This is a genomic window from Streptomyces sp. NPDC017529 (assembly GCF_044329785.1).
Taxonomy (GTDB): Bacteria; Actinomycetota; Actinomycetes; order Streptomycetales; family Streptomycetaceae; genus Streptomyces.
On record NZ_JBIRJY010000001.1, the window covers coordinates 169,588 to 196,364 of the forward strand.

22 protein-coding genes are annotated in these 26,777 nt (G+C 74.2%); 17 read left to right on the forward strand and 5 right to left on the reverse strand.

What is annotated here, in order from left to right:
* The 5 genes from ACH4K4_RS00355 (at window position 1) to ACH4K4_RS00375 (ending at window position 7,762) form a co-directional block, all read left to right on the forward strand.
* The gene (locus ACH4K4_RS00355) at window positions 1-1,476 is read left to right on the forward strand and encodes a 3-deoxy-7-phosphoheptulonate synthase (protein ID WP_398163744.1); all 1,476 of its coding nucleotides are present in this window, start codon (window positions 1-3) and stop codon (window positions 1,474-1,476) included.
* Window positions 1,477-1,543: 67 nt separating this feature from the next.
* Complete coding sequence (locus tag ACH4K4_RS00360; protein ID WP_398163745.1) at window positions 1,544-2,881, forward strand: class I adenylate-forming enzyme family protein; 1,338 nt, start codon at window positions 1,544-1,546, stop codon at window positions 2,879-2,881.
* Between the two features lie 10 nt (window positions 2,882-2,891).
* Entirely contained in the window at window positions 2,892-4,061 is a 1,170-nt protein-coding gene (locus tag ACH4K4_RS00365; protein ID WP_398163746.1) for an FAD-dependent monooxygenase, read from the forward strand.
* 157 nt (window positions 4,062-4,218) lie between these two features.
* A complete protein-coding gene (locus ACH4K4_RS00370) occupies window positions 4,219-6,243 on the forward strand; it encodes an ATP-binding protein (protein ID WP_398163747.1) in 2,025 nt (674 codons plus the stop codon).
* A gap of 7 nt (window positions 6,244-6,250) precedes the next feature.
* Window positions 6,251-7,762 (forward strand): ABC transporter substrate-binding protein, encoded by a 1,512-nt coding sequence (locus tag ACH4K4_RS00375; RefSeq protein WP_398163748.1) that lies wholly within the window; start codon window positions 6,251-6,253, stop codon window positions 7,760-7,762.
* A gap of 13 nt (window positions 7,763-7,775) precedes the next feature.
* Here the strand turns inward: ACH4K4_RS00375 and ACH4K4_RS00380 are convergent, their stop codons facing one another.
* The 5 genes from ACH4K4_RS00380 to ACH4K4_RS00400 all read right to left on the reverse strand — a co-directional run bounded on the left by ACH4K4_RS00380 (window position 7,776) and on the right by ACH4K4_RS00400 (window position 13,724).
* Complete coding sequence (locus ACH4K4_RS00380) at window positions 7,776-9,191, reverse strand: MATE family efflux transporter (RefSeq protein WP_398163749.1); 1,416 nt, start codon at window positions 9,189-9,191, stop codon at window positions 7,776-7,778.
* A 7-nt stretch (window positions 9,192-9,198) separates the two neighbouring features.
* Entirely contained in the window at window positions 9,199-10,227 is a 1,029-nt protein-coding gene (locus ACH4K4_RS00385; protein ID WP_398163750.1) for a cysteine synthase family protein, read from the reverse strand.
* A 72-nt stretch (window positions 10,228-10,299) separates the two neighbouring features.
* On the reverse strand, window positions 10,300-11,685 hold the full coding sequence (locus tag ACH4K4_RS00390) for a Y4yA family PLP-dependent enzyme (RefSeq protein WP_398163751.1): 1,386 nt from the start codon (window positions 11,683-11,685) through the stop codon (window positions 10,300-10,302).
* Window positions 11,676-12,701, reverse strand: coding sequence for an ornithine cyclodeaminase family protein (locus ACH4K4_RS00395; protein WP_398163752.1), 1,026 nt, complete (start codon window positions 12,699-12,701; stop codon window positions 11,676-11,678). Before ACH4K4_RS00395 ends, ACH4K4_RS00390 begins: the two co-directional genes overlap by 10 nt.
* A 27-nt stretch (window positions 12,702-12,728) precedes the next feature.
* Entirely contained in the window at window positions 12,729-13,724 is a 996-nt protein-coding gene (locus tag ACH4K4_RS00400) for a TauD/TfdA family dioxygenase (RefSeq protein ID WP_398163753.1), read from the reverse strand.
* A 353-nt stretch (window positions 13,725-14,077) separates the two neighbouring features.
* On the opposite strand from ACH4K4_RS00400, the gene ACH4K4_RS00405 reads away from it, so the two are divergent.
* The 12 genes from ACH4K4_RS00405 to ACH4K4_RS00460 all read left to right on the forward strand — a co-directional run bounded on the left by ACH4K4_RS00405 (window position 14,078) and on the right by ACH4K4_RS00460 (window position 26,628).
* Entirely contained in the window at window positions 14,078-15,598 is a 1,521-nt protein-coding gene (locus ACH4K4_RS00405; RefSeq protein WP_398164480.1) for an ABC transporter substrate-binding protein, read from the forward strand.
* Window positions 15,595-16,605: an ABC transporter permease gene (locus ACH4K4_RS00410; RefSeq protein ID WP_398163754.1), complete on the forward strand. Its 1,011-nt coding sequence runs from the start codon at window positions 15,595-15,597 to the stop codon at window positions 16,603-16,605. Before ACH4K4_RS00405 ends, ACH4K4_RS00410 begins: the two co-directional genes overlap by 4 nt.
* The gene (locus ACH4K4_RS00415) at window positions 16,602-17,447 is read left to right on the forward strand and encodes an ABC transporter permease (protein ID WP_398163755.1); all 846 of its coding nucleotides are present in this window, start codon (window positions 16,602-16,604) and stop codon (window positions 17,445-17,447) included. The genes ACH4K4_RS00410 and ACH4K4_RS00415 overlap by 4 nt, the downstream gene beginning before the upstream one ends.
* 56 nt (window positions 17,448-17,503) lie before the next feature.
* Window positions 17,504-18,958, forward strand: coding sequence for an ABC transporter ATP-binding protein (locus ACH4K4_RS00420; RefSeq protein WP_398163756.1), 1,455 nt, complete (start codon window positions 17,504-17,506; stop codon window positions 18,956-18,958).
* A 151-nt stretch (window positions 18,959-19,109) separates the two neighbouring features.
* Window positions 19,110-19,556 (forward strand): cyclic nucleotide-binding domain-containing protein, encoded by a 447-nt coding sequence (locus ACH4K4_RS00425; RefSeq protein WP_398163757.1) that lies wholly within the window; start codon window positions 19,110-19,112, stop codon window positions 19,554-19,556.
* 171 nt (window positions 19,557-19,727) lie between these two features.
* The gene (locus tag ACH4K4_RS00430) at window positions 19,728-20,393 is read left to right on the forward strand and encodes a CBS domain-containing protein (RefSeq protein ID WP_398163758.1); all 666 of its coding nucleotides are present in this window, start codon (window positions 19,728-19,730) and stop codon (window positions 20,391-20,393) included.
* 82 nt (window positions 20,394-20,475) lie between these two features.
* Entirely contained in the window at window positions 20,476-20,937 is a 462-nt protein-coding gene (locus tag ACH4K4_RS00435; protein ID WP_398163759.1) for a DUF6153 family protein, read from the forward strand.
* A 162-nt stretch (window positions 20,938-21,099) separates the two neighbouring features.
* A complete protein-coding gene (locus ACH4K4_RS00440) occupies window positions 21,100-21,474 on the forward strand; it encodes a hypothetical protein (RefSeq protein ID WP_398163760.1) in 375 nt (124 codons plus the stop codon).
* Between the two features lie 117 nt (window positions 21,475-21,591).
* A complete protein-coding gene (locus tag ACH4K4_RS00445; protein ID WP_398163761.1) occupies window positions 21,592-22,701 on the forward strand; it encodes a PLP-dependent cysteine synthase family protein in 1,110 nt (369 codons plus the stop codon).
* Between the two features lie 50 nt (window positions 22,702-22,751).
* On the forward strand, window positions 22,752-23,978 hold the full coding sequence (locus ACH4K4_RS00450) for an MFS transporter (protein WP_398164482.1): 1,227 nt from the start codon (window positions 22,752-22,754) through the stop codon (window positions 23,976-23,978).
* A 209-nt stretch (window positions 23,979-24,187) separates the two neighbouring features.
* The gene (locus ACH4K4_RS00455; protein ID WP_398163762.1) at window positions 24,188-24,892 is read left to right on the forward strand and encodes a DUF305 domain-containing protein; all 705 of its coding nucleotides are present in this window, start codon (window positions 24,188-24,190) and stop codon (window positions 24,890-24,892) included.
* A 176-nt stretch (window positions 24,893-25,068) separates the two neighbouring features.
* Window positions 25,069-26,628 carry an AMP-binding protein gene (locus ACH4K4_RS00460; protein WP_398163763.1) on the forward strand — a complete coding sequence of 520 codons (1,560 nt, stop codon included), beginning with the start codon at window positions 25,069-25,071 and terminating at the stop codon, window positions 26,626-26,628.
* Window positions 26,629-26,777: the final 149 nt, after the last annotated feature.

Below are 26,777 nucleotides of genomic sequence, written 5' to 3' on the forward strand. Positions count from 1 at the left end.
GTGTTCACCCCCCTGCGGTATCCGAGTACCGACCGCCATATGCCGGACGGCTGGGCGGCCACCGGCGACCGGTCCCCCGACCGGCCCGCGCCACGCCCCTTCGACCTCGGTGACGTCGCCCGGTTCGCCAGCCCGCTGACCCGCATGCTGCTCGCCAGCGACGGCCTGACCACCACCCTGTTGGAGTCCGCGCTGTCCACGCCCCTGCGGCTGCGCGTCCTCCACCAGGGCACGGCACCCGCCGCCGAGCAGGACGCGCTGACCCGCCGCTGCCTGAGCCTCGGCCGGGACGAAAGCGTCCTGGTGCGCCGCTCCGCGCTGGCCGACGACGCGCTGACCCCCGTCTCGCTCAACACCGTCGTCGGGCTGGTCCCGGACGACCCGGCGCTGGCCGCGTGCGTCACCAGCCCGCGCACCCCGATCGGTTACGGCCTGCGGGCCGCCGGCGCCATGCGGACCCGGCGGCTGGTGGAGGTGGGCGTGGCCGGGTGGGAACACGAGGGCCGGGTGCGTCCCGCGGTGTTCAAGTCCTATGTGGTGCTCGACGGCGAGCAGCCCTGGCTTTTCATCCGGGAGCTCTTCAACCCGCGGCTGGTCCCCGCGGAACAGGCCGGTCCCGAAGACGGCACGCACGACGGCGGGGGCCGGGTGCCGGAGGCGGTCCCGCCGCGGCCGGTCGTCGTCCCCGCGCCGCCGAAGCAGCGCCTGCTGGGCCGTCCGCGTCCGCTCACGGAGGAGATCGGTACGGCCGGCCACGCCGGCTCCGCGGTACCGGACCCGCACGCGGCGCCGGCGCCGACGGTGGGCGGAGAAACGTTCCTCCTACACCTCGGCCGGCACGCCACGGGAGCGCTGACGACGGTGGCCGCCGGACTGGTCCACTACGCGGCCGGCACGCCCGTCACCGTCGTCACCGGCGGGCACCCTCCGCCGGCCGTCCTGCCGCGCGAAGCCCGGTGGGTCGCCGAGGAGTACCGGGCCGCGGCCCGCTCCCCCGCCTGGCTGGACGACTTCCCGCAGCTGATGACGTTCCTCGACGCCTGCCCGCCCGCCATCGCGGGCCAGGTCCACTGGACGGCGGAAGGCGACCGCGTACCGCGGCCCGGCGCCGTGCTGGGGTTCTGCCCCCGGCCCGGCCGCCACCCCCGCGAGGTCGCCGCCCGGTGTGCGGCACTCAACCCCGCGCGGGTGCCGGGCCGGCTCGTACTGGCCGTGCGGCTCGCCCCCGACCGGATCCTGGCCGAACTGCCCGCCCTGATCGAGGCGGTCGCCTCCACCGGAACCCCTGTGACGTGGGTGTGCGCGCCCCGGCCCGGCGGGAGCACGGCGGTGGCCGAGGTCGAGACGTTCTTCGACACCCACTACTCGGTGGGCAGCCGGCCGGGCGGCCTGCTGCTCGACGAGACCGGCCGCACCCCCGCCGAGGTACTGCGGACGGTGCACGCCGCCGCGACCGCCTGGCGTCCGGCGCCCTGACCGGCCCGTACACCACCACGACCACCCCCGCACGACCACCCCCGCCCGCACAGAAAGCGAGCCTCTCATGTACCGCACGCGCCACACCGGCATCGCCCTGATCGACGAGCAGGGCCCCCTCACCCACCGCGAACTGCGCGCCGCGACCGCCGCCCGCGCCGCCCGGCTGGCCGCCGCGGGACTGCGCCCCGGCGACCGGGCCGTGCTCTGCCGCCCGAACGGCCGCCACTGGGTCGTCGACTACCTCGCACTGGCGGAGCTGGGCGCCGTGAGCGTCCCGCTGAACGCCGCCTCGGCGCCGGACGAGATCCGCCACGCGGCCCGCGACAGCGCCGCCACGCTCGTCCTCACCGCGGAGGGGCCAGGGCCTCCGCCACCCGGCCCCCCGGACCGCTCCCCCGCCACCGGCTTCTCCGGCATCGCGACCGTCGCCTACACCTCCGGGACCACGGGACGGCCCAAGGGAGCGCTCCAGACGCGCCGCGCGGTCCGGCTCGGCGGCGAGAACATCGCGCGGCGCCTGGCACTCGGGCCCGCCGACACGGTGCTCAGCCCCCTGCCGCTCGCCCACACGTACGGCACCAACGTCCTGAACGCCGCACGGTCCGCCGGGGCCGCCATCGTCGTCCTCACCCGGTTCACCGAGGAGGCCGTCGCCGAGGCGCTGCGCCGGTACCGCCCGACCGTACTGGCCGGCGTGCCCACGATGTACCGCAGGCTGCTGGCCTGCGCGGACCTGCCGCTGGATACGGTCCGCTGCTCCCTGTCCGCCGGCCAGCCCGCCGGGGAACGGCTCGCCGCCGACTGGCAGGAGCGGTCCGGCGCCGTCTTCGCCGAGGGCTGGGGCATGACCGAACTGGCCGGCCTGGCCGCCCTCACCCCCGCCGACGACCCCGGCCACCCCGGCACCTCCGGCCCGCCCGTGGCGGACACGGGCGTCCGTACCGGCCAGGACGGTGAACTGCTGGTACGCGGCCCCCTCGTCACCCCCGGCTACCTGCACGCCCCGGAGGCGACCGCACGGGTCCTGACGCCCCGCGGGGAACTGCGCACCGGGGACGTCGGGCGGGTGTCGGCCGACGGCGGGGTCACCGTCCTGGACCGCCTCAAGGACGTGATCCTGTGCGGCGGTTACACGGTCTACCCGGCCGAGGTGGAGCGGGTGATCGCCGATCACCCGTCCGTGGCCGCGGTCGCCGTCACCGCCATGCCGGACACGGTGCGCGGCGAGTCCCCCCGCGCCTGGATCGCCACCGTCCCCGGCACGACCGCCGACGAGGCCGCGATCCTCGCCCACTGCCGGGCGCACCTGGCCCCGTACAAGATCCCCCGCCGTACGACGTTCCTGCCCGAACTCCCCACCACCGCGGGCGGCAAGGTCGCCCGCGGCCGGCTGCCCCGCTAGGAGACCCGCCATGTCCACCACACCAACGAACGTCCTGGTCGCCGGCGCCGGGCCGGTCGGGCTCGCCACCGCCCTGCTGCTGCGGGCCCGCGGCCTGCCCGTCACCGTCCTGGAAGCGGCTGCGGAGCGCGCGCCGCGGCCCGGCAGCCGGGCGATCTTCCTGCACCGGCAGTCACTGGCCACCCTCGCCGCGGCCGACCCGGCGCTGGGCGCGGAACTCGTACGCCACGGGCTGGTCTGGGGGACGAGATGCACGTACTTCGCCGGCCGCGAGGTGCACCGCCGTACGTACGTTCCGCCCCCGGCGGACCGCGCGCCCTTCTCCAGCCTGCCGCAACCGGTCATGGAGGAGCTGCTGCGGGCCGCCTGCCACCGCGCGGGAGCCGGCATCCGCTGGAACACCCCGGTCACCGGCGTGACCCCGTCGTCCGACGGCGTGCTGGTGCGCACCCCGGACGCCGTGCACCGCGCCACGTACGCCGTCGGCTGCGACGGGGCGCGGTCGGCCGTGCGCCGGGCCGTCGGCGTCGGGCTGCGCGGGCCCCGCTCCCCGTACGCGTTCCTCGTCCTCGACGTCGCGGACGACCCCGGGCATCCGCTGCCCCTGGAACGGGCCTTCCACTACCGCGACCCGCGCGTGGACGGCCGGAACGTGCTCACGGTGCCGTTCCGCGGCGGGCTGCGCGTGGACGTGCAGTGCCGCCCGGACGACGATCCGGACGCGCTCGGCGCGGCGGCGGACGACTGGCTCCCCGGCCTGCTGCCGGCCGGGCACGCCCGCACCGTCACCTGGTCCTCGCACTACCGCTTCCAGCAGGTCGTCGCCGACACCCTCACCGACGCGCACGGCCGCGTGCTGCTGGCCGGCGAGGCGGGGCACCTCTTCGCGCCCTTCGGGGCGCGCGGCCTGAACTCGGGGATCGCCGACGCCGCGGCGGCCGCGGCAGCGGCGGCCACCGGCGACGTGTCCGGTTACGCGGCGGCCCGCCACCGGGCCGCCGTCCTCAACCGCCGGGCGGCCGGGCGGGCACTGGCCCATCTCACCGCCCCCGACCCGTGGCACCGCGCCGCCCAGCGCCTGGCCGCCGCGGCCGCGCCCCGCTCCCGGCGCGCCGGCCGCTGGCTGGACTCCGCCCCGTACGGCCCGCGCGACGCCGGCATTCCGGGGAGCCGCTACTGAGCGCTGCCGTCACACCTGCCTCGCACACCCGGTCGATCCCGCCTCACCTCACCGTTCCCGCGCTTCACACTGGTCACGTCTGCCGTCGAACCTCCTTGCACCGCAAGGGAATTACTGCATCCTGGTCACTCACGACGGTGACGACGAGGGGGCGCCGGTGAGGTCCCGACGTGACCTGCTGATCCGGGAGTACGTCGGGCAGCGGCTCGTCCGCACCGGTGGCGAGCACGCCGGCCACCCCGTCCTGCTCCTGCTGGGGCCGCGCGGCAGCGGCAAGACCGCGCTGACGGGCCGCCTGGAGACCTGGGGCCGCCGGGCGCCGCTGGCCGCCCTCGACCTCGCGGCGCTCGACGACGGAGCCCACCACCCCGTCGACGTACTGGCCAGGATCGCCTTCCAGCTCAACGCCAGGCGGCGCGACTTCCCGCCGCTGGCCCTGCCGTCCTTCGCCGTCCTGCTGATGGCGCTCTCCGCCGAGGCCGACCCGGAGAGCCGGGACGCCGCCCTGGGCCAGATGCGCGAGGCCCTGCGGACCGGCCGCGCGGAGGACCACTCCCTCGCGGTGCTGCGGGAACTGGTCTCGACGGTCGGCGTGCCCATGGGGCTGCCCGGCTGGTCCGCCGCGGTCGTGCCGCTGATACAGGGGTGGCAGCGGGCCCGGGTGTGGTGGGGCGTGCACCGGCGGCTGGGCCGGGTGCCGCGGGGCGGGGCACGGCCCCAGGTACCCGCGGACGTCCTCGTCGAGCTCAACCAGCACTTCCGGCACGGCACGGCCGCCCAGCGGGAGCGCGCCGAGTCGGTGCTGTTGCAGGCCTTCCTCGCCGATCTCCAGGGCGCGTACACCCGGCACGGCGGCGACCGCGCCCGCACGCTGCGCTGCCTGGTGGTGCTCGACAACGCCGACAGCGAGCTGGGCGACGCGTTCCTCCAGGCGCTGGTCGAGGCGCGCGGACCTGGACACCCCGACCCGCTGGTGGTCGTCGCGTGCGCCGGCCGCGCGCCGGAGGTGCTGCGGCAGCTGGAACAGGGGCCCCGCCAGCTGGGCAGTTACCTGTCGTGCTGGCAACCGCCGGAGCGGGACGACCAGCCGGAACTGTTCGTGCCGCGCGTGGTGAGCCGGCCCGGCGGCGGCGCCCGGCTGGAGGTCGCGCAGCTGCGCCCGCTGGACCGCGCCGAGGTGCAGGAGCAGGCCGGCCCGTACGCGCGGCGGATGCCGCAGGCGGCGACGGCGGGCCTCACACACCCGGTGGCGTGGCTCGGCCGTACGGTCCACGAGCTGACGCGCGGTCACCCGGCGGCGACCACCGCGGTGCTGGAGGCGCTGGAGGACTTCGCGCCCGAGGTGCCCTGCGGGCGGCGGCTGCGCCTGGTGATGGCCCCCGAGGGGCCGCACTCCGTCGCGGGCGTGCTGCTGGAGCTGCTGCTCCAGGACCTGCCGCCGGAGCTGGAGGGGGCGATGCCGCGCGCGGCCGCCGCCGTCACCCTCGGGCAGGCCGCGAACGCCGCCGGCCTGTGGCGGCAGTCCGACGCCCCGCCCCGGCTGCTGCGCGGGCTGGCCCACGACGACCGGCATGCCGTACGCATCACCGTCGACGGGCACCGGCACAGCGCGCTGCCGGACATCACCCGAAGGCTGCTGCTGGACCGGCTGGCGGTGGCTCCGGAGGAAGCCGGCGCCGCCCCGCCGTGGGACGCGGCGCACGAGGCCCTGGCCGGCGCGGCGGACGGGGGACGCGTGGGCGCCTACCACCGGTTGGCGGGCGGCGACGTCGCAAGCGCCGCGGCCTACCTGCACGAGCGCTTCCTCGAAGTGTGCACGGGCGACGGGTCGGCGCAGGCGTGGTGCGAGGAGCTGTCCTGGATCCAGCGCGCGCCGCGCCGCTGGGAGGCGGACGCGCTGGAACGCACGGCGGGCGCCGAGTTCCGGCACCGGATCGCCCTGGCGCCGGGCCCGCCCGACCGGCTGATGGTCACCCGGCTGCTGGTCGCGGGCTGGATCACCACCCACCCGGCGTCCGACCCCTACGCGTCGCTGTGGTCCGACCCGCTGGGCGACCCGGCGGCCGAGCTGTATCCCAAGATTGTCGATGCACTGCAGACCCTGAGCGGCCGGCTGAGCGACGAGACGGACCACGACGTGCTGTGGCAGCGGGCGGCCGCCTACGAGAGGAAGCCGTGGTGACCGCCGGATGAGTGACGACGACCAGCTCGTGCCGCCGCGGCCGCGCCCCCGCATCTGGCTGCGGGCCGCCGTCGCGGTGGCCGCCGCTGCCGCCCTGGGCGTGGGCGGGTACCGGGCGTACGACGCGGTGTTCGTCCGGTGTGCCGACGGGGTGCGCGAACAGGGGCCGCACGACGAGTGCGTGGGCGTCACCGACGGCTCGTACGTGTTCGACGCCTCGCTGCGGGACATCTCGCGGCAGATCCTCGCCGAGAACCGGCGGGTGGCGAAGTCCGGCAAGCCCTGGGTCTCGGTGGCCTACCTCCAGCCGATGACGACGGGCGCCGGCGACCGGGGGCGCGACAGCATCCGCCGCGAGCTGGAGGGCGCCTATCTGGCCCAGCGCGAGCTGAACGACCCGCGGCGCGGCGGGCGCGGCGACTCGCCGCAGATCACACTGCTGCTGGCGAACAGCGGGGCGGGCTCCCGGCAGTGGCGGCCGCTGGTGGACCAGCTCAAGGAGATGAAGGACGGGGACCGGCACCTGGTCGCCGTGGCGGGCCTCGGGCAGAGCCGCCGGACCACGCAGGAGGCGATCGACGCCCTGCGGGAGGCGCGGATTCCCATGATGGGCTCCACCGTGACCGCGGACGCCATCAACCGGCCGGGCGAGACCGGCTTCTGGCGGGTGGCGGCGACCAACTCGGACCAGGCGTCGGCCGCGGTGCGCCACCTGCGGGCCTTGCAGAAGCGCCCCGGGCAGCAGCGCCCGTACCGCGTGACGACCATCAGGGACCGCAGCGAACAGGACACCTACAGCACCTCCCTGTACCGCAGCTTCACCGAGGCCGCCAAGCGCCACGGCCTTCAGGTCACCGACCTCGGACTGGCCTACAGCTCGACCGACCCCGCCACCGCCAACGCGTTCTCCTCGCTCGCCGACCGGGTGTGCGCCGACCCGCCGGACGCCGTGTACTTCGCGGGGCGGGGGCGGGCACTGCGCGTCTTCATCGAGGCGATGGCCGCCGCCGGACGGCGCTGCCCGACCACGGTGGTCACCGGCGACGACGTGATAGGCGTCTTCGACGTGCCCGAGAGCGACGAGGCCCGCCAGGCGTTCCGCGAGGTCTGGGAGCGCAGCCGCCTCACCGTGCACCACACCGTACTGGCCCACCCCGACCAGTGGACGAACGCCTACCCCGGCGCCGACAACCCGCTGCCGCAGTTCCGCGACGCCTACCGGCAGGACATCCGCCGCACGGACGCCGAACTGGCCGACGGGCAGGCCATGATGGGCCACGACACCCTGCTCACCCTGGGCGTGGCCATCCGCGACGGCGCCGGCCGGCAGGGCAGCGGCCCGGTCACCACCGGCAGCACCCGCCAGATGCTGTTGCAGATCAGCGGCAGCAAGCCGGTGTACGGAGTGAGCGGGCCGATCCGCTTCGACGACCGCGGCGACCCGGAGGGCAAGCCGCTCGCGCTGGTCGAGCTGCGGCCGGACGGCTCGTACGCCTTCCGCAAGGTCGTGTGGCCCTAGAAGTTCCGGCCCGTTACGCCGCCGGTACGGCCCGTGGTGTGCCCGTCCTGGCGCGCAGGCTCGCGCCGTAGCGGCGCAGGAGCAGGACGGCGGTGGTGGCGAGACCGGTGAGGAGGCCGAGCCAGATGCCGAGGGTGTGGAGCCCGGCGGCGTAGCCCAGGAGCCAGGCGGCGGGCAGGCCGACGGCCCAGTAGCCGACGAGGGTGATGCGGAAGCCGCTCCTGGTGTCGTCGAGTCCGCGCAGGAGGCCGACGCCGATGTTCTGGGCGCAGTCGAAGAACTGCAGGACCATGACGACCAGGAGCAGGTGGGTGGCGATCGACACGGCTTCCGCGTCCCGGGGGCTGCCGGTGTCGAAGAAGGGGCTGAGGACCAGCCGCGGCAGCGTCGCGTAGGCGGTGGCGACGACGGCCATGACGACGCCGGCGCAGGCCAGGGCGGTGTTCTTGATGCGCAGGGCCGTGTCGGTGCGGCCGAGGGCGAGTTCGCGGCTGACGTTGATGGACGCGGCGTGCGAGAGGCCGACGGCGACCTGGAAGACGATGTAGACGAGCTGGTTGACGGCGGTGTGCGCGGCCAGCGCGGCGCTGCCGAACGAGCCGGCCATCAGGGCGGTGACGGAGAAGAAGCCGGCCTCGGAGCCGTAGGTGGCGGCGATGGGGATGCCGAGCCCGGCGAGGCGGCGGACCGTGGCGCGGTCGGCCTTGGCGATGTTCGGGCTGAGCAGGGGGCCGAGCACGCCGTCCCGCTTGGCGGAGGCGTACAGGGCCAGAAACGAGAGGAAGTAGACGAGGGTGGTGGCCACGCCCACACCGGGCAGCCCCAGTTCGGGCATTCCCCAAGCGCCGTGTATCAGCGCCCAGTTGAGGCCGGCGTTGACGGCTACGGAGGCGATGGTGATCCGCAGCAGCGCCTGCGGCCGCCGCATGCCCACCGTGAACTGGCGGACGACCTGGAACCACAGGCAGGGCAGCAGGCCCGGCGCGAGGGCGAGGAGCATCGTCTGCGCACGGCCGACGACGTCCGCGTCCTGGCCGAGCCGGCCGAGAACCTGGCCGACCAGGAGCATGAGGGCGGCGCCCAGCAGGCCGGAGAGGGTGGCGACGGCCAGCGCCGCGCGGACGATCCTGCGGACCTCCTCGCCGCCGTCCCCGCCGCCGGAGCCCGGCCGCCGCGCCGCGTCTTCCGCGCGCGCCGCGGCGGCGGCCACCTGGTTGCCGACGGAGGTGACGAGGCCGACGCCCATGGTGCGCAGCTGGTTGAAGATGACGATGGCCAGCCCGCCCGCCGCGAGGTCGGCCGTGCCGAGCATGCCCATCATGACGGTGTCGGTGGTCGTCAGGGCCACCTGCGCGAGCTGGGTGAGGACGAGGGGGACGGCGAGGGCGGCCAGGGCGCGGCTGTCGCGGAGGAGGGTGGTCACCTGCATGGCGGGCTCACCTCCTGCGGAGCTTGGTGAGCGTTTCGTCGATCTCGCGTTCCAGTGCGCGGTCGACGAGAGCGCGGGCGTGCATCCAGTCGTCGTTGAAGACGGTGTCCAGGTACTTCTCCCCGCCGTCGTTGACCAGCGCGACCATGGTGCTGCCCGGTGGCAGCCCGGGCAGCCGGGCCAGGGCCTCGTGGACGACACCGCCGGCGGAGCCGCCGACGAGGAGCCCGGTGGCGCGGGCGACGGCGCGGGCGGTGGCGAAGGCCTCGACGTCGCCGACCTTCACACCGTGGTCGATCAGGCCGAAGTCGACGAGGGCGCCGATCTCGGCGCCTTCGGGGGTACCGGTGCCGGACTGGTAGTAGTCGTGGGCGGGGCCGCCGAAGGCGATGGAGCCCTTGGGTTCGACGCCGACCGTGGTGCAGCCGGGGACCAGGGTGCGCAGTTCGCGGGTGGTGCCGCAGAGGGCGCCGCCGGTGCCCACCGCGCCGATCAGCACGTCGATCTTCCCGTCGAGGGCCTGGTGGAGTTCGTGGGCCACGGGGAAGTAGCCGACGCCGTTGCTGGGGTTGTTGTGCTGCTCGGTGAAGACGGTGTTGTCCTGGTCGCGGGCCAGCTCCGCGGCCAGTTCCTCGCGCGCTGCGGTGGCCAGTTCCCCGGTGCCGTCGTCGGCGGCGTAGACGAGTTCGGCGCCGAGTGCCCGCATGGCGCGCAGCTTGTCGGCGCAGGCGTGGTGGTCGACGACGGCGGTGAAGGCGTAGCCGCGTTCCGCGGCGATGACGGCGAGGCCCAGGCCGGTGTTGCCGGAGGTGGACTCGACGATGCGGCCGCCGGGCCGCAGTGCGCCGCGCGCCTCGGCGTCCAGGACCATCTGCCGGGCCATGCGGATCTTCGCGGTGCCGGTGGGGTTGTACATCTCCAGCTTGAGCAGCAGGCGGCTGCCCGTCTCGGTGCGGCACAGCTCGAACAGCGGGGTGTATCCGACGAGTTCGGATATCCGGGAAACCACGGCGGGGCGCGCGAGGGCCTCGTTCATGGGAGCGCTCCTGGGCAGGTCGGAGGGGCTGGTCGCGGAGGTCGGTCGTGCGGGTGGCGGAGGTGGCGGGCCTCAGCAGGCGGGGTGCCGGTCGAGCCGCCAGCGCGGGCGGGCGCCCAGGCGGTCCACGACGACCTTGGGCGGCAGCGGCAGGTCGTGGAACGAGGACTCGTTGGAGTCCATCTGGTACCCGGCGGTGTTCGGGTAGACCAGCAGGTCGCCGATCCGCGGCCGGGCGGGGAACGGGACCTTGCGCCAGGTGAGCAGGTCCGGTTCCAGGCAGGAGGCGCCGCCCACGCACGCCGGGTGGCTCTCCGCGCCGCGCCTGACCCGCCCGGCCGCGGTGACCAGGTGGGGGTCCGGCAGGTATTCGCTGTTGAACCACTGCTCGGACAGGCTGAGGCTGGTGCCGTCGACCGTGAGGATCCGGTAGCCGTCGCGCTCCTTGACGCCCTGGACGCAGAAGACGGACGCGCCGGCGCCGTCCAGCAGCGCCCGGCCGGGTTCCGCCATCAGCAGCGTTCCGGTCTCCTTGAGGCGGCCGGCCAGGCTGGTGCGGGCGCCCTCGGGGACGGTGTCCAGGACGGCGCGCAGGGCGTCGGCGCCGGCGACGGGCGAGTGGTACGGGTAGAAGCCGTCCGGCTCGAACGTCTTGTGCGCGTGGTAGTGCTCGGGGCGCTGCCCGTCGAGGAACGTGTGCCAGTGGGCGGCGCTGCTGTAGTCGACGGCGAAGCCGCCGCCGATGCTGATCCGGTCGGCGCGCAGGCCCAGTTCCCGTGCCCGCAGGCAGTGGCCGACGAGTTCGCCCGCGAGGTCGGCGCGCGGCCGGGTGGCGTAGCCCGACAGATGGAAGCTGAAGCCCTCCATCCGTACCGCGTCCCCGGCGCGTACGCACCGGTCCAGGGCGGTCGCCACCTCGGCGGCGGTCAGCCCGAAACGGCTGTGCGGCTGTGCGGGCGGCAGGCGGCGCAGCAGCAGGCGGGCCGGGCGGGCGGTGCCGGTCAGGGCGAGCGTGATGAGCAGGTCGAGTTCGTCGAGGGAGTCGACCGCGACCAGGCAGCCCTGGAGGGCGGCCAGCCGTAGCAGCTCGGTGCTCTTGGCCGGTCCTGTGACGACGATGTCCGCACCGCGTACGCCGTCTCCGAGAGCCGCGCGCAGCTCCGGGACGCTGGCGGTGTCCACGCCCGCGTGGTGCGCGGCGCAGCGTTCCGTCCAGACCGCGGCCTTGTTGGCCTTCTTCGCGTAGTACACCTGCCCGGTCACTCCGGCGGCGTCGAGCGCGGCGCGGAAAGCGGCGAGGTTGGTGTCGAAGCGGTGCGGCAGCAGGAAGTGGAAGGGGCCGCCGAAGGCGTAGGACAGTTCGTGCAGCAGGCCGCTGTCCATGACCCGGTCGGTGTCCGGGTCGGTGTGGGCGGGCAGCGTCGGCACGTGCACGGGGTGCGGGCCGGTCACTGCCACAGCGGCACCCGCGTTCCCCGGCCCTGGCCGAGGGCGAGCTGCGCGAAGCGGTGGCCGAGGGCGATGTCGGTGACGACCAGTCCGCTGTTGTACGCGAAGATTCGTTCCTGCCCGGTGCCGCGGCCGGTCGCGGTACCGGCGATCACGGCGGGCAGCTCCGCGTCCACGCCGGGCAGGCGGCCCTGTTCGTCGGCCATGTCGACGCCGGTGACCTGCATCTGCGCCGCGCTGGTGGCCACGACGCGGTCGGCGCGGTGCAGGGTGGAGGGGGCCAGCCCGTGGCCGACGAGCACGGACAGCGCGCCGGGCCTGAGCCAGCCGGCCTCGACGGCCGCCGGGGTGTGGCCGCCCGCGGCCGCGACGAGGACGTCGGCGTCGCCCGCCGCGGCCCGCAGGTCGGTGACGAGTTCCACGTCCCGGTCGGGGAAATGGGTGCGCAGCTCTTGCCGTACCGCCGCGATGCCGTCGGGGTGTGTGCCGGACAGCATCAGGCGGTCCAGGTCCGGCAGGGTCGTCAGCAGGAACGGGAGGGCCAGGCGGCCTTGGGTGCCGGTGCCGATGACCAGCGCGCTACGGGCGCCGGGCGGGGCGCACTCGCGGGCCAGCAGTGCGGAGACGGCGGGGGTGCGCAGCGAGCCGATGCGGCCGCAGTCCATCATCGCGACCGGCAGGCCGGTGACGTCGTCGTAGAGCGTCAGCGTCGTGTAGTAATGCTGCTCCCCGCGGTCCTCGTCGAGGCCGTGCTTGTACGACGTCTTCACGGCGACGACGTCGCGGGAGCCGTCCCGGCCGAGCATCGCGTACGCGACGGAGTGCCCGTCGGCGGGCTTGACGGTGAGTTTGCGCGGATTGTCGGAGCGGCCCGCCGCCAGGGTGCGGTAGGCGCCCTCCACGGTGGCGACCACGTCGGCGAGATCGACGCGGAGGCCGGCGAGGTCGCTGGTGGACAGGAGGCGCAGGGACTTGTCGTCGGCGGGTATGGAGCGGGTGTTGTCGGCCACGGTGCTGTCGGTCATGTCCGTCCTCGGGGGAGATGCGGGTTGTCAGCAGGCGTGCGCTTCGATGGCGGCCTGACCGTAACCGTGCTCGGATGCCTCGGCCAGGGGGCGTGTACGGCGCGCGGGAACACGGACGGAAGCACGCTTGAGCCAGCGGTCGGTGCCGTCGTAGCGCGCGCGGAAGGGGACCCTGCCGTGTACGACGAGGTCGTTGTCGACGACGAGCACTTCGCCCGGGTCGAGGCTGACGGCGACGGAGACGCGGGCGAGTTCGTCCTCCAAGCGCCGGTAGGCGGCCCGGTAGGCGGGTGTGGCGTCGTGGAGCGGGGTGTAGGCGGGGTCGAAGCGGAGCGTCAGGCCGTCCTCGGAACGGAAGAGGGTGGGGACCGCGGGCGGGCGTCCGCCGTCGAAGTGCTGGGCCTCGGTGTACGCGTCGTCGGGCAGGATCGGCAGCAGCGGGCGGCTCAGCAGCGCGATGTCGGCGTCGTCGAGCCGTACGTTGCGGATGCCGGCCGCGGTGGTGGCGACGCGGTCGTGGTTGCGCATGCAGCTGAGCATCAGCAGGTGGGCGCGGCCGGGGTGGAAGGCGTCCTCGGTGTGCGGGCTGAGCAGCACCGCGCTGCTGGCACCGGTCTGTTCTGCCTCGCGACCGGGGGCCGGGACGATGTTGTGCACGAAGCGGCCGTCCTGCTGGCCTTTCCAGGCGATGGGGGTGCCCATGACGGTGGCGAGCAGCAGCAGGACGACGTCGTGGACGGCGCCGCTGTCACCGGCGGTGGCCCAGTCGGCGGGGGTGGGGCCCAGTTCGGTGTCGTCGACCTCCAGGCCGCGCAGGACGAACAGGCCGTCGTCGGTGTCGACGGGGCGGAGCCGGTGGCGGACGGTCGCGCTCAGCCCGGCGGCGGACTTCGCGACCCGGCCGAGAAGGTGTGGCGCGGCCGCCGGGGTGCCGGTGGCGCCGAGGATCCGCTCGGCGGTACGGCGCAGTTCGGCGGCGTCTGCGGGGTCGAGTCGGCGGACGGGTGCGGCTCCCGTGGTCATGTCGAGGCAGTCCGTTTCCGTTGGGGGTGGGGAATCGGGTCCGGTGCGTCGCCGCGCGGGCAGGGCGCGGCGCGCTCGACAGCGCGGTCACGGGGCGGAGTGGGTTCCGTACCGTTTCCGGCGTCCAGCGGACAGTAACGACGCTACCCACCCAACTTAGGTTAGGCAAACCTCACTTTGTTTGTCGCGCCTGCCCACTTTCACCCAACTCCGGTCCACTAAGGCCCAGTTGACGCCCACCAACAGGCGCACTCGAAGGCGAGCGCCCTTGCGGAGGTGCTCATCGTTAGGGTAGGCAACCCTAAGTGACCGAACGAACCAAGCGAGGCAGCGTGGACTTCAACAGGCGTCAGATGCTGTGGGCCGGCGGCGGTTTGGGCGCGGCCGCCCTGCTCGCGGCATGCGGCGGCGGCAACGGTACGACACCCGCCGGCGGCGGCTCCCCGCGGCAGGGCGGCACCCTGCGCATCGGCGCCCTGGGGCGTACCTCCGCGATCACCCGCGACCCGCACGGCACCCAGGGCAACGAGAGCGACTACCTCGTCATCGCCCTGGTCCACGACACGCTGACCGCGCCGGGCGGCAAGGTGAACACCGTCGGCCGCCTCGCCTCCGCCTTCACCCCCTCGAAGGACCTGAAGACCTGGCGCTTCACCATCGCCGACCACGCCGCCTTCCACGACGGCACCCCCGTCACCGCCGACGACGTGGTCTGGTCGCTGCGCCGGCTGCGCGGCACCCCGTCCGGAGCGGCCCGCCTGCCCGGCATCACGGCGGACCACATCACCGCCGAGGGCAAGAAGACCGTCGTCCTCGTCTCCGACTACGCCAACGCCGAACTGCCCATGCTGACACGGCTGTCGACCTTCGTCCTCAAGAAGGACACCGCCGACAAGGACATACCCAAGGCCCCGGGAACGGGCCCCTTCAAGCTGGACTGGTACCGCGGCGGCAACGCCCGGCTGCTGCGCAACGAGCACTGGCACGGCGGCGCCGTCCACCTCGACGCCATCGAAGTCACCATGTTCCAGAGCCCGCAGGCGATGGCCAACGCGATGCTGTCCGGGCAGCTCGACGTGGCCTCCAACGTCGGCGCGGTCGCCGCGCGCACCGCCGCGACGCGCAAGGACATCCAGGTCGTCCGGCGCCCCGACGACATGGCCATGCCCCTGGTGATGCGCACCTCCGAGGGCCCGTTCGCCGACCCGAGGGCCCGCGAGGCGATGAAGCTGATCGTCGACCGCGAGGCGATGGTCAAGCAGGTCCTGTCCGGGTACGGGAGCGTCGCCAACGACATCCTGGGCACCGGCGACCCCGCGTACGCCAAGGACGTCCCGCAGCGCACGCGCGACCTGGCACGGGCGAAGCAGCTACTGGCCGAGGCGCGGTTCGACCTCTCCAGGACGTACCAGCTGGTCACCACCGAGGACGTGGCCGGGCTCGCCGAGTCCGCCACCCTGTTCGCCTCCCAGGCCCGCGAGGCGGGCGTCAAGATCGAGGTCGTCAAGCAGGAGTCCGGCGCCTTCTACCAGAAGACCTGGCTCAAGGGCGACTTCTACACCAACTACTGGGGCACCAACGACTCCGTGGTCTTCTTCGCGTCCAAGACCCTGACCACCGGGGCCGGGCAGAACGAGGCCGACTGGTCGGACAGGGCGTTCGACGCCGCGTACCGCAAGGTCATGGCCACCGCCGACCGCACGGCCCGCACCGCGGCCCTGCGCGACCTCCAGCGCATCGAGCACGAACGGTCCGGCTATCTGCTGTGGGGCATGGCGGACGGCATCGACCTGGCCGCGCCCAAGGTGCACGGCCTGCCGAAGCTGCCCGGCTACGGGCGCGTCCAGCTCGAAAACGTCTGGCTCGCCCCGTGACGGAGACCGGCATACGGCCCGCCGAGGCCGCCACCCGGCCCGCGCCCGCCTCGGCCGCGCGCCGCGCCGGCGCGCTCGCCGCGCGCACCGCGACCGTACTGGCCAAACGCGCGCTGCTGCTGGTGGTGCTCCTCGCGGTGGTGTTCGCCGCGATCGAGCTGCTGCCGGGCGACGCGGCCACCGCCACCTCCGAACGCGGCGAGGGAGCCGCCGGCGTCGCCGCCCGGCGGCACCTGCTCGGCCTGGACCGGCCGGTGTGGGAGCGTTTCCGGGACTGGATCACCGCGCTGCCCACCGGCGACCTGGGCACCTCCGCCCGCGGCGAGCGCGTCACCGACCTGCTCGCCGCCCCGCTGCCCAACACCGTCCTGCTGGGCAGTACCGCGTTCGTCCTCACCGTGCTCGCCTCGCTCGCCCTCGGCAGCTGGGCCGCCGCGTGCCCGAAGGGCCTGGTGGACCGGGTGGTGGACCTGACCTCCACCGCCGCCTTCGCGCTGCCCGAATTCGTGGTGTCCGTGGGCCTGTTGCTGGCGCTGTCGCTGTGGACGGGCTGGCTGCCCGCCGCCACCGTCACCAGCGCCGGCGGCACCCCGGCCGACTGGACGATGCTGGTGATGCCGGTGCTGGCCCTGATGGTCCCGCAGACCGGCTGGAACACCCGGATCGTCCGCGCCGCCCTCGCCGACCAGGCCGCGACCCCGCACGTGGCGGCGGCCCGCCTCGACGGCCTGCCCACCCGGCAGGTCCTGCTCCGGCACGCCCTGCCCGGCGCCTGGCCCGCCATCGCCACCGGCGTCGCCACCTCCACCGGCATGCTGCTCGGCGGCACCGTCGTGGTCGAGACCCTCTTCAACTACCCCGGTATCGGCACCGTGCTGGCCGGGGCCGTCGCCGACCGCGACACCCCGGTCATCGCCGCCGTCGTCGCCTGCTCGGCCGCCCTGATCACCGTCGTCCTCCTGCTGGCCGACCTGGTCCGCGCCCGCACTCTGGGAGCCCGCCCATGAGCACCGCCGTGGAAACCGCGCGGCCGCGCCCGCGCCGCCCGCGGCCCCGGGTCCTGGCCCCCGCCGCGCCCGCCGCCCTGCTGGTCCTGGTCGCGCTGGCGGGCCCGCTGCTCGCCCCGCACCCGGTCGACAAGCCGGTCACCGCACCGTACGGAGCGGCCGGTACGGACACCGTGCTGGGCGGGGACCAGCTCGGCCGGGACGTCCTCAGCCGCCTGCTGCACGGCGGGTCCGCGCTGATCGGCAGCGCGCTCGTGGTGGCCCTCGTGGTCACCTTCCTGGCGGCCCTGCTCGGCTGCTTCGCCGTCCTCAGCCCGCGGCTGGGGCGCCTGGTCGAACGGGCCGCGGACACCGCGATCCTGCTGCCCCCGGTGCTGGGCATCATGCTCGTCGCCCTGGCCTGGCCGGACGGCGGCCGTCTCGCGATCACCGCGGCCGCCGTCGTCCTGGGGACCCCGTACGCCGTGCGGATCGTCGCCGGCGCCGCGGCGCCGATCGCCGCCACCGGGTTCGTCGAAGCGGCCGCCGCCGGCGGCGAACGCCTGGGACACCTGGCGCTGCGCGAGATCCTGCCCAACCTGCGCGCCACCGTCCTCGCCCTGTTCGGCCTGCGCTTCGTCGACGCGGTGTACGTCATCTCCATGGCCGGCTTCCTCCAGCTCGGCCCCCGGCCGCCCGAGGCGGACTGGGCCCTGATGATCCGCGAGAACGGGCCCGGCATTCTCCTCAACCCGTGGTCGGTGGTCGCGCCCGGCCTCGCCATCGGCCTGCTCGCCATCGGCGTCAACCTCGCCGCCAACGCGCTCGCCCCCGCCAACGCCCGCAGGGCCGCCCAGCGATGACCCTCCCCGGCCGCCCCGCGCCCGCGCGCCCGCCTCTCCAGGACCTTCCTTTGGCCATGACCGAATCCGCGACGCCCGTCACGGTCACCGACCTCGAAATCGGCCTCGGCACCGGGCCCGTACTCCTGCGCCGCACCAGCCTCGGCCTGCGGCGCGGCCGGACCACCGCCCTCACGGGGCCGTCCGGCTCCGGCAAGACGACGCTCCTGCGCGCCCTCGTCGGAGACCTCCCCGGCGGGGCGCGGGTCACCTCCGGCAGCATCGACGTCCTCGGCCACGACGTGCTCGCCCTGGCCCCCGCCGCGCTGCGCACGCTGCGCCGCCGGCATGTCGCCTACGTCGGCCAGGACCCGGGCTCCGCCCTCAACCCCCGGATGACGGCCCGGCGCCTGATCGCCGAACTGGCCGCCGATCCCTCGCCCGGGGCCGTCGAGCAGGTGATGGCCGAATGCCACCTGCCCGGCGTGCTCGCCCACCACCGCCCTGGAGCTCTGTCCGGCGGGCAGCAGCGCCGACTCGCGCTGGCCCGTGCCCTGGCCCGCCGCCCCGAGGTGCTGCTGCTGGACGAGCCCACCGCCGGGCTCGACTCCGCCTTGCGGGACGACATCACCGCACTCCTGCGCCATCTCGCGGCCGAGAACGGCATCGCCGTCATCATGGCCAGCCACGACCCGCATGTCGTCGAGACGTGCGCGGACTCGGTCGTCACGCTCGCCGCCCCCGCAACCGGGACCGTCCCTCTCAAGGGCACCCCGCGCGCCACCCGTGGCCGGCCGCCTCGTCAGACCGCGGCGCCCGAAGGGCTGCGGGCCGAGAACCTGCACGTCGCCTTCACACACCGCGGACACACCCACCAGGCCCTCGAAGCGGCGGACTTCCACGCGCCCACCGGCTCCGCCACCGGCATCATCGGCCCCTCCGGTTCCGGCAAGACCACCCTCCTGCGGACGCTCGCCGGGCTCCAGGTCCCCCAGGCCGGCACCCTGACCTGGAACGGCCGGCCGCTGCCCGCGCAGGTCCGCAAGCGCAGCCGCGACCAGCAACGACGCATCCAACTCGTCCCGCAGAACCCCCTCGGCGCCCTCAACCCCTCCCGCACCATCGGCGCCACTCTCACCCGGCCCCTCCGGCTGCACCGCGTCGTCGGCACCACCGAGAGGCCCGCCCGGGTCCGCGGTCTGCTCGACGACGTCGGCCTGCCCGCCGACTTCGCCCACCGCTACCCCCACGAACTCTCCGGCGGGCAGCGCCAGCGCGCCTCCATCGCCCGCGCCCTGGCCACCGAACCGGACCTCCTCCTGTGTGACGAGGTCACCTCCGCCCTCGACCCGGCGACCGCCGCCGCGGTCCTGGACCTCCTCACCCGCCTGCGCGCCGAACGCCGGCTGACGCTCGTCCTCGTCAGCCACGAACTCGCCCTGGTCACCGCCTACACCGACACGGTCCACCTGCTCCAGGCCGGGCGCGTCGTCCGGCAGGAGGCGGACCGCGAGGGCGTCACCTCACCCTGAGAGTCCGCTTCAGGGCCGAACGGCGCGGCGAAGGGCCCCTTCGGCCCGTCCCCGGGCGCTCCCGGGCGGCGGAAACTGAGGACATGGGGAACCCCCGGCGCCGAGGAAGCGCCGGAGGCGCGCAGGAAGCGGAGGTGGAGCGGTAAGGACGATGACCGGACGGCTCGGCGCGCTGTCGGCGGAACACCGCGAACGGCTGATGGCGCTGGCCCGGGAGGTCTCCTTCCCGGCCGGGCAGCGGATCTTCGAGGAGGAACGGAAGGCCGACCGCTTCTGGATCATCCGTACCGGGGCTGTGCAGCTGGACATCCGGGTGCCGGGCCGCCGGGCCGCGGTGGTCGAGACGCTGCACCCGGGAGACCTGCTGGGCTGGTCCTGGCTCTTCCCGCCGCACGCCTGGCAGCTCGGCGCGGAGACGCTGAGCCCGGTGCGGGCCTGGGAGTTCGACGCGCGGGAGGTGCGCGCGCTGTGCCAGGAGGACCCCGTGCTGGGGCACGCGCTGGTGCTGATGTACGCCGAGGTGATCGGCGACCGGCTGCGCTCCGCGCGCACCCGGCTGCTCGACCTGTTCGGGCCGTACGGGAGCGGGGTGCGCTGACCACCCGTGTCCGGTCCCCGGTCGGGCGCCCGGGGGCCGGGCACGGGTTGCGACCGCCGGGGCCGCCGGTCCCTCACGCCGCCGGCCCCGGCTCCGGCGCGACGCATGTGTGGTGCACGGGCCCGCGATGGACAACTCTGGGGGCAGGAGCCCGCGCTGAAGGAGTCCGTGATGCAGGAGCCCGTGACGCAGGAGACCAATCCCCGCACCGTCGGGGACGTGATGACCCGCACCGTGATCAGCATCGGCCGCGCCGCCCCGTTCAAGGAGATCGTGCGGACCATGGAGCAGTGGAAGATCAGCGCGCTGCCCGTGGTCGAGGGCGAGGGGCGGGTGGTGGGCGTGGTGTCCGAGGCGGATCTGCTGCCGAAGGAGGAGTTCCGCGACCACACGCCCTCGCGCATCGAGCAGATGCGCGTCCTGGACGCCCTGATCAAGTCCGGTGGTGTCACGGCCGAGGAGCTGATGACGGCGCCCGCCGTCACCGTGCACGCGAACGCCACGCTCGCCCAGGCCGCCCGCACCATGGCCTGGTACCGGATCAAACGGATGCCGGTGGTGGACGACTACGGCCGGCTGGAAGGCGTCGTCAGCCGCAGCGACCTGCTCAAGGTGTTCCTCAGGGAGGACGACGACATCGCCGAGGAGGTGCGCCGTACGGTCGTCGGGCAGCTCTTCGGCGGCCGGTCGCCGGAGCCGGCCGTACGGGTGGCGCAGGGCATCGTCACGCTCACCGGCACCATCGGCGACACCTCGCTCATCCCGGTCGCGGCCCGCCTGACGCGCGCGGTCGAGGGCGTCGTCGATGTCGACATGCAGCTCAAGGGCGGCACCTGAGGGCCCGTGAAATGCGAATGAACTGCACCGGAATTGCGTGAGCAACCGTGGCGCGCGGCGGGAATGCGGTTAGGATCCCGGCATGGTCACGGCCCGGTCGCCCTTCGGTGTGCAGCGGTCCCGCCCTTCGGCGAGCCCGTTTTGCGCGCTGTGGCTGGCCGTTCTGCTGCTCGGTCTGATGTACACGCACGCGCTGAGCGCGGGAAGTGTGGTGGGGCACGGCCCCGCGAAGTCGGCGACGGCCATGGCCGTCGCCCATTTCCCTTCAGGCGGCGGGAAGATGTCCGTACCCGCCGTCGATGCGCGCGCGGACACGGTACGGCCGGACGAGCGGCGCCACGACCGTGACCTGCCGCATCCGGCCGGTGAGTGCGTGTCAGGCCAGCCGCAGCAGGGGCCCGCGGTGGCGGCGCCGTGCCCGGCGCCGCTCGACCGGGCGCCGGCCGCGCACGCGCCGGCCGGGAGCGGAACGGGACGGGCCTCCCCCGCGTCCGGGGCCTTTTCACCAGGGAACGCCGAGCAGGCGTCGGTCCTGCGCATTTAGCGGTCCGGCGGTTCTCCCCTGGACTGCGTCTTCGTGACGTCCGCCGGCTCCGTGGTGCTCTCTCCGTTCCGGGGACCGGTATGTCCAGTCGTCAGCGCCCGGTCCCCCACGCGCGGAGGCTTCGTGCCGTTCTCCTCTGGCAGGCCTGCTCCCCTTTCCCTGATGCGCCGCATACGCCGTCCGGCCGTCTTCCTGCTGGCCGTTCTGCTGTTCGCCGCCTTCGACTGCGGCGCCCTCTTCCACCTGGCGGAGCAGTCCCACAACCCGTCTGCTGCCGTGTCCGCGCAATCAGCCGGCACGTCTGCGGCAACACCGGCCGGCGAGCTGCACGCCGCCGACATCTGTTCCGCGGCCGGTCTGGGCCGACTGCCCCAGCGGGCGCCCGAACCGCCGCCCCGTACGGCCGTCGAGCCCGTCGCGGACACCGGGTACGACGCGGCCGGCTCCCCCACGCCCCGCAGTGGCGGCCCGCCAGGGGCACCACTGTTCCGGGCCGGCCGGGACACGCTCACCTCGATCTGCCGGTGGCGGGTCTAGAAGCGGCCTCCGCAGCCGGCGGTTCCCGGCTGCCGCGCGCTGCCCCGGGGGCCTTCCCCCGAGCAGGCGGCGCGCGAGACGAGCATCCCCTCGCCACCTTCGACCGAGAGCGAAAAGATGCACTCTCCGACCACCAGCGTCCACGCGCCCGCGCACGCCTCCCTCTCCCAGCTCGTCGGCAACACCCCCGTCCTGCACATCTCCGAGCCCTTCGCCCCGGGCGGGCGGGGCTTCTGGGCCAAGCTGGAAGGCTTCAACCCGGGCGGCATCAAGGACCGTCCCGGCCTCCACATGGTCGAACGGGCCCGGGCCCGCGGCGACCTGCGGCCGGGCGGCACCGTCGTCGAATCGACCAGCGGCACGCTGGGCCTGGGGCTCGCCCTGGCCGGGATGGCGTACGGCCACCCCGTCACCCTCGTCACCGACCCGGGCCTGGAACCGTCCATGACCCGGCTGCTCACCGTCTACGGCGCCCAGGTCGACATCGTCACCGAGCCGCACCCGACCGGCGCGTGGCAGCAGGCCCGCCGCGACCGGGTGCGCCAGTTGCTGGCCGAGCGCCCCGGCTCCTGGTGCCCCGACCAGTACGGCAACCCCGACAACGTGGCCGCCTACACCCCGCTCGCCCTCGAACTGGCCGCCCAGCTCGGCCACATCGACGTGCTGGTGTGCAGCGTCGGCACCGGCGGGCACTCGGCCGGCGTCTCCCGGGTGCTGCGCCAGCTCTTCCCCGGGCTGCGGCTGATCGGCGTGGACACCGTCGGTTCGACCATCTTCGGCCAGCCGGCCCGCGCCCGGCTGATGCGGGGCCTGGGCTCCAGCATCCATCCGCGCAACGTCGCCTACGAGCACTTCAGCGAGGTGCACTGGGTGGCGCCGGCCGAGGCGGTGTGGGCCTGCCGCCGGCTGGCGGCCTCCCACTACGCCACCGGTGGCTGGAGCGTCGGCGCGGTCGCCCTCGTGGCCGGCTGGGCCGCCCGTACGCTCCCGGCGCACACCCGGATCGCGGCGGTCTTCCCGGACGGTCCGCAGCGCTACCTGGAGACCGTGTACGACGACGCGTACGGCGAGGAACACGGCCTGCTCGGCGTCGTACCGGCCCCCGAACCCGACGTGCTGGAGCGGCCCGACGAGAAGGAAGCCCTGCGCTGGACGCGTTGCACCCGGGTGACCGATCCGCTCGCCGCGGCGGCCGAGGGCCCGGCGGCCGTGGAGGGGGCCCGGTGAGGGGCACCCTGGCGCGTGTGCGCTCCTACGACCGCAGCGTGCAGCTGCTCATGGTGAACCAGTTCACCATCAACCTCGGCTTCTACATGCTGATGCCGTACCTGGCCGCGCACCTGTCGGGCACGCTCGGCCTGGCCGGCTGGGTCGTCGGACTCGTCATGGGCGTACGGAACTTCAGCCAGCAGGGCATGTTCCTGATCGGCGGCACGCTGGCCGACCGCCTCGGGTACAAACCGATGATCGTCGCCGGGTGCGTCCTGCGCACGCTGGGCTTCGCGACCCTGGCCCTGGTCGACTCGCTCCCCGCGCTGCTCGCCGCCTCCGCCGCGACGGGCTTCGCCGGCGCGCTGTTCAACCCCGCCGTACGGGCCTATCTGGCCGCGGACGCGGGCGAGCGCAGGGTCGAGGCGTTCGCCCTGTTCAACGTCTTCTACCAGGCGGGCATCCTGCTCGGCCCGCTGGTGGGCATGGTGCTGACCGGCGTGGACTTCCGTATCACCTGTCTCGTGGCGGCCGCGGTCTTCGCGCTGCTGAGCGCCGTGCAGATCCGGTCGCTCCCGGCGCGCCGCGGCGAGTCGGGGCGGCGCGGGAACGTGCTGGCCCAGTGGCGGGGCGTGCTCGCCAACCGGCCGTTCCTGCTCTTCTCCGCGGCCATGATCGGCTCGTATGTGCTCTCCTTCCAGGTCTACCTGGCGCTGCCGCTGGAGGTCCGGCGGGTGGCCGGCGCGGGGGAGTCCGGCACGGTGGCCGTCGCGCTGCTCTTCGCGGTCTCCGGGCTGAGCACGATCCTGGGGCAGACCAGGGTGACGGCCTGGTGTGCGCGCCGGAAGGACCCGGCGCGGGCGCTCGTGCTGGGACTGCTGGTCATGGCCGCCGCCTTCGTGCCGCTGCTGGCCGCGACCGCGCTGCCGGTGGCGGACGGCGGCCCCTGGCGGTGGGCGGTGGCCACCGTGCCGCCCGCGCTGGCCGCCTTCCTCCTGGCGCTCGGCACCATGATCGCCTACCCGTACGAGATGGACACCATCGTGCGGCTGTCCGGGGACCGGCTCGTCGCCACGCACTACGGCCTCTACAACACCGTCTGCGGCATCGGCATCACGCTGGGAAACCTGCTGACCGGCGCGGCACTCGACGCCGCGCGGACGGCGGGGGTGCCGGCCCTGCCGTGGCTCGTGCTGAGCGCCTTGGGCCTGGCCTGCGCGGCGTCGCTGTACGCGCTGCGCCGGTACGGCCACCTGGCACCGGCCGCGCCCGCGGCACAGCCGGTCACCGCCTGACCGGCGCACCGGTCCGAAGGGGCGGGCGGCGCCCGGCCGCCCGCCCCTTGCCCCGGCCGGTCAACCGGATGACCGGACGCCTCATCAATTCGCGGCCGAATTCCCCGCGATGCGCTCCGAAAGGCGTACCGGCGTCGGTAGTGCGGACGTAGACCGAAACGCACCCGGGCGTAAAGCCCGTAGTGCAGGGAGACCGAGGTGGGCGAATCATGCATGCTGCCGTACGACCCTTGCGCCGCCGTATCGCACTGGCCGGAGCCGTCGCCGCCGGAGCGCTGGCGCTTGCCGCCTGCGGCCATGGCGACGGAAAGCAGGAAAAGGAGGCGGGCACGGGAAGCGGTGGTTCCGCCGTGGCGTCCCGGGACGGTTCGCAATCACCGGCGGACGGCACCTTCGGCGAAGCGGACGTGACGTTCGCGCAGCGGATGATTCCGCACCACCGGCAGGCCGTGGAAATGTCGGAGCCCGCCGCCGAACGCGCCTCGGACACGGAGGTGAAGCAACTGGCCGCCGCCATCGTGCAGGCCCAGAAATCGGAGATCGCCACCATGCGCTCCTGGCTCTCGTCCTGGCACAAACCGGAATCCCCCCGGGCCGACGAGGGTGAGCAGCCTTCCGTCTCGCCCGAACACAGCCGGCACGGCATGGACCCGGGTATGGCCGGACCCGGCAGCCCGGGCATGGCGGGCATGATGTCCGACGAGGACATGGCCGGCCTGAGGTCCGCGCGGGGCCGTGCCTTCGACAAGAAATTCGGCGAAATGATGATCAAGCATCACGAGGGCGCGATCGAGATGGCCGAAAAGGAGCTGAAGCAGGGCCGCAACGCGGACGCGAAGCGGCTCGCCGACTCCATCGTCACGAGCCAGTCGGCGGAGGTGGCCAGGTTCAAGCAGGTGCTCGACCGGCTCTGACCCGCCGGCCCGCCGGGCCCCGCCGGAGGGTCCGGCAAAAGACCCGCCCTCCGGGGGCGCGCCAGCCGATTTTCAGACATCACACGGTGTTCATCGAAAATACACCTTCATACTGAAACCAGTTGTTAGCTTGCCGAGAAGTAGTAATCGCCTACATCAGTAGGGAGACATACTTCATGACCGCTCAGACAACTGCCGTCGAGGTGAATTACCCTTCGAGCGAATTCCGCACCTATGTCGAATCCGTCCTCGACGTCCTGTCGGCCGATCCCGACCGCCCCGTGATCACCACGGCGGACGGCCGCCAGGTCACCGCGGGGGAATTCCGGGACGGCGTCCACCGCATCGCGAGAGAACTGGCAGGCTGGGGAATCGGGCGCGGCAGCACCGTGTCCCTGCTCTCGGGAAACCGGCCCGAGGTCCTCACCGCACGGTACGCCGCCAACCTGCTCGGCGCCCGGGCCGTCTTCCTCTACCAGGGCATGGCCCCCGAAACGCTCGCGCACATCGCGCACAGCGTCGACACCGAACTGCTGCTCGTCGACCCCGGGCTGCCGGACGCCGCCGAAAGCCTGCTGGCCCACGCGCGGCCGCCGTACGTTCTCTCCCTCGGACCCGGCCCGCACGGCCAGGACCTGCTGGCGCGCGCCGCCCGGCACGAACCGCTCCCCGTGCGGGGCGCGGCACGCCCCGAGGACGACTGGTGCATCCGCCACACCGGCGGGACCACCGGCGTCCCCAAGGGCGTGCGGATGGCCCACGGCCCCTACCAGGACATGCTGGCGTTCGGATCCGTCGGCGCCGGCGAACCGCCCCGCTTCCTGGCCTGCACCACCCTGGCGCACGTGGCGGGCAACATCGCCGACGCCACGCTGCTGGCCGGCGGCTCCGTGGTGCTCCAGCAGTCCTTCGACCCCGGCGAGGTACTGGCCGCCGTCGAACGCGAGCGGATCACCCACCTGTGGCTGCTGCCGCCGCTGATCTACCGCCTGCTCGACCACCCCGCGCTCGCCGCCACCGACCTGAGCAGCGTCCGCCGGATCTCGTACGGCGGGTGCGCCGCCTCGCCGACGCGGCTGCGGCAGGCGTACGACACCTTCGGAGCGGTCCTGTTCGGCGGGTACGGCCAGTCCGAGGCGGGGCACGTCACCGTCATCGGCCCGGACGAGCACGAGAACCTGCCGGGGGAAGGACAGGCCACGGTCGGCCGCGTGATCCCCGGCGTAGAGGTCGCCATCCTCGACGAGCACGGCGCCCCCGCGCCCGCCGGGACGGTCGGCGAGATCCGGGTGCGCTCGGGGCAGGCCATGTCCGGCTACTGGAAGCAGCCCGAACTCACCGCCGAGGTGCTGCGCGACGGCTGGGTGCACACCGGGGACATGGGCTACCTCGACACCGAGGGCTACCTCTACATCGTCGACCGGCTCAAGGACATGATCATCGTGGTGGGCGGTCACGTCTACACCAGCGAGCTGGAGGAGCTGCTGCTCACCCACCCGGCCGTCGCCCACTGCGCGGCGTTCGGCGTGCGCCGTCCGGACGCCTCCGAAGAGGTGCACGTCGCGGTCGTCCCCGCACCGGGTGGCGGGCCGGACCTCGGCGGGCTCCGGGAGTTCGTCACCCGGCACAAGGGCGAGATGTACGCGCCCACCGGCCTCCACCTGGTCACGGAGATCCCGCTGACCCCGGTGGGCAAGCCCGACAAGAAGCGCATACGCGCGACGCTGGGCGCTTGAACGGTGCCGCGGTGCCCCGGCCGCCCGCCCCCGCGCCGGCGGGGGCACCGCACGCTGACGTACCGTCAGCCGGTCCCGCGACCGCCCTCACCCCTTCTCCCCCACCCGCGCTCCCCCGCCCCCATCAGGCCACTCTCTGGCTGCCCGCC

Bases quoted from the DNA above. Each gene is read 5' to 3' on its own strand.
- ACH4K4_RS00360 (WP_398163745.1), top strand. From the start codon at position 1,544: ATGTACCGCACGCGCCACACCGGCATCGCCCTGATCGACGAGCAGGGC.
- ACH4K4_RS00365 (WP_398163746.1), top strand. From the start codon at position 2,892: ATGTCCACCACACCAACGAACGTCCTGGTCGCCGGCGCCGGGCCGGTC.
- ACH4K4_RS00375 (WP_398163748.1), top strand. From the start codon at position 6,251: ATGAGTGACGACGACCAGCTCGTGCCGCCGCGGCCGCGCCCCCGCATC.
- ACH4K4_RS00380 (WP_398163749.1), bottom strand. From the start codon at position 9,191: ATGCAGGTGACCACCCTCCTCCGCGACAGCCGCGCCCTGGCCGCCCTC.
- ACH4K4_RS00385 (WP_398163750.1), bottom strand. From the start codon at position 10,227: ATGAACGAGGCCCTCGCGCGCCCCGCCGTGGTTTCCCGGATATCCGAA.
- ACH4K4_RS00395 (WP_398163752.1), bottom strand. From the start codon at position 12,701: ATGACCGACAGCACCGTGGCCGACAACACCCGCTCCATACCCGCCGAC.
- ACH4K4_RS00400 (WP_398163753.1), bottom strand. From the start codon at position 13,724: ATGACCACGGGAGCCGCACCCGTCCGCCGACTCGACCCCGCAGACGCC.
- ACH4K4_RS00405 (WP_398164480.1), top strand. From the start codon at position 14,078: ATGCTGTGGGCCGGCGGCGGTTTGGGCGCGGCCGCCCTGCTCGCGGCA.
- ACH4K4_RS00415 (WP_398163755.1), top strand. From the start codon at position 16,602: ATGAGCACCGCCGTGGAAACCGCGCGGCCGCGCCCGCGCCGCCCGCGG.
- ACH4K4_RS00420 (WP_398163756.1), top strand. From the start codon at position 17,504: ATGACCGAATCCGCGACGCCCGTCACGGTCACCGACCTCGAAATCGGC.
- ACH4K4_RS00425 (WP_398163757.1), top strand. From the start codon at position 19,110: ATGACCGGACGGCTCGGCGCGCTGTCGGCGGAACACCGCGAACGGCTG.
- ACH4K4_RS00430 (WP_398163758.1), top strand. From the start codon at position 19,728: ATGCAGGAGCCCGTGACGCAGGAGACCAATCCCCGCACCGTCGGGGAC.
- ACH4K4_RS00435 (WP_398163759.1), top strand. From the start codon at position 20,476: ATGGTCACGGCCCGGTCGCCCTTCGGTGTGCAGCGGTCCCGCCCTTCG.
- ACH4K4_RS00440 (WP_398163760.1), top strand. From the start codon at position 21,100: ATGCGCCGCATACGCCGTCCGGCCGTCTTCCTGCTGGCCGTTCTGCTG.
- ACH4K4_RS00445 (WP_398163761.1), top strand. From the start codon at position 21,592: ATGCACTCTCCGACCACCAGCGTCCACGCGCCCGCGCACGCCTCCCTC.
- ACH4K4_RS00450 (WP_398164482.1), top strand. From the start codon at position 22,752: ATGGTGAACCAGTTCACCATCAACCTCGGCTTCTACATGCTGATGCCG.
- ACH4K4_RS00455 (WP_398163762.1), top strand. From the start codon at position 24,188: ATGCATGCTGCCGTACGACCCTTGCGCCGCCGTATCGCACTGGCCGGA.
- ACH4K4_RS00460 (WP_398163763.1), top strand. From the start codon at position 25,069: ATGACCGCTCAGACAACTGCCGTCGAGGTGAATTACCCTTCGAGCGAA.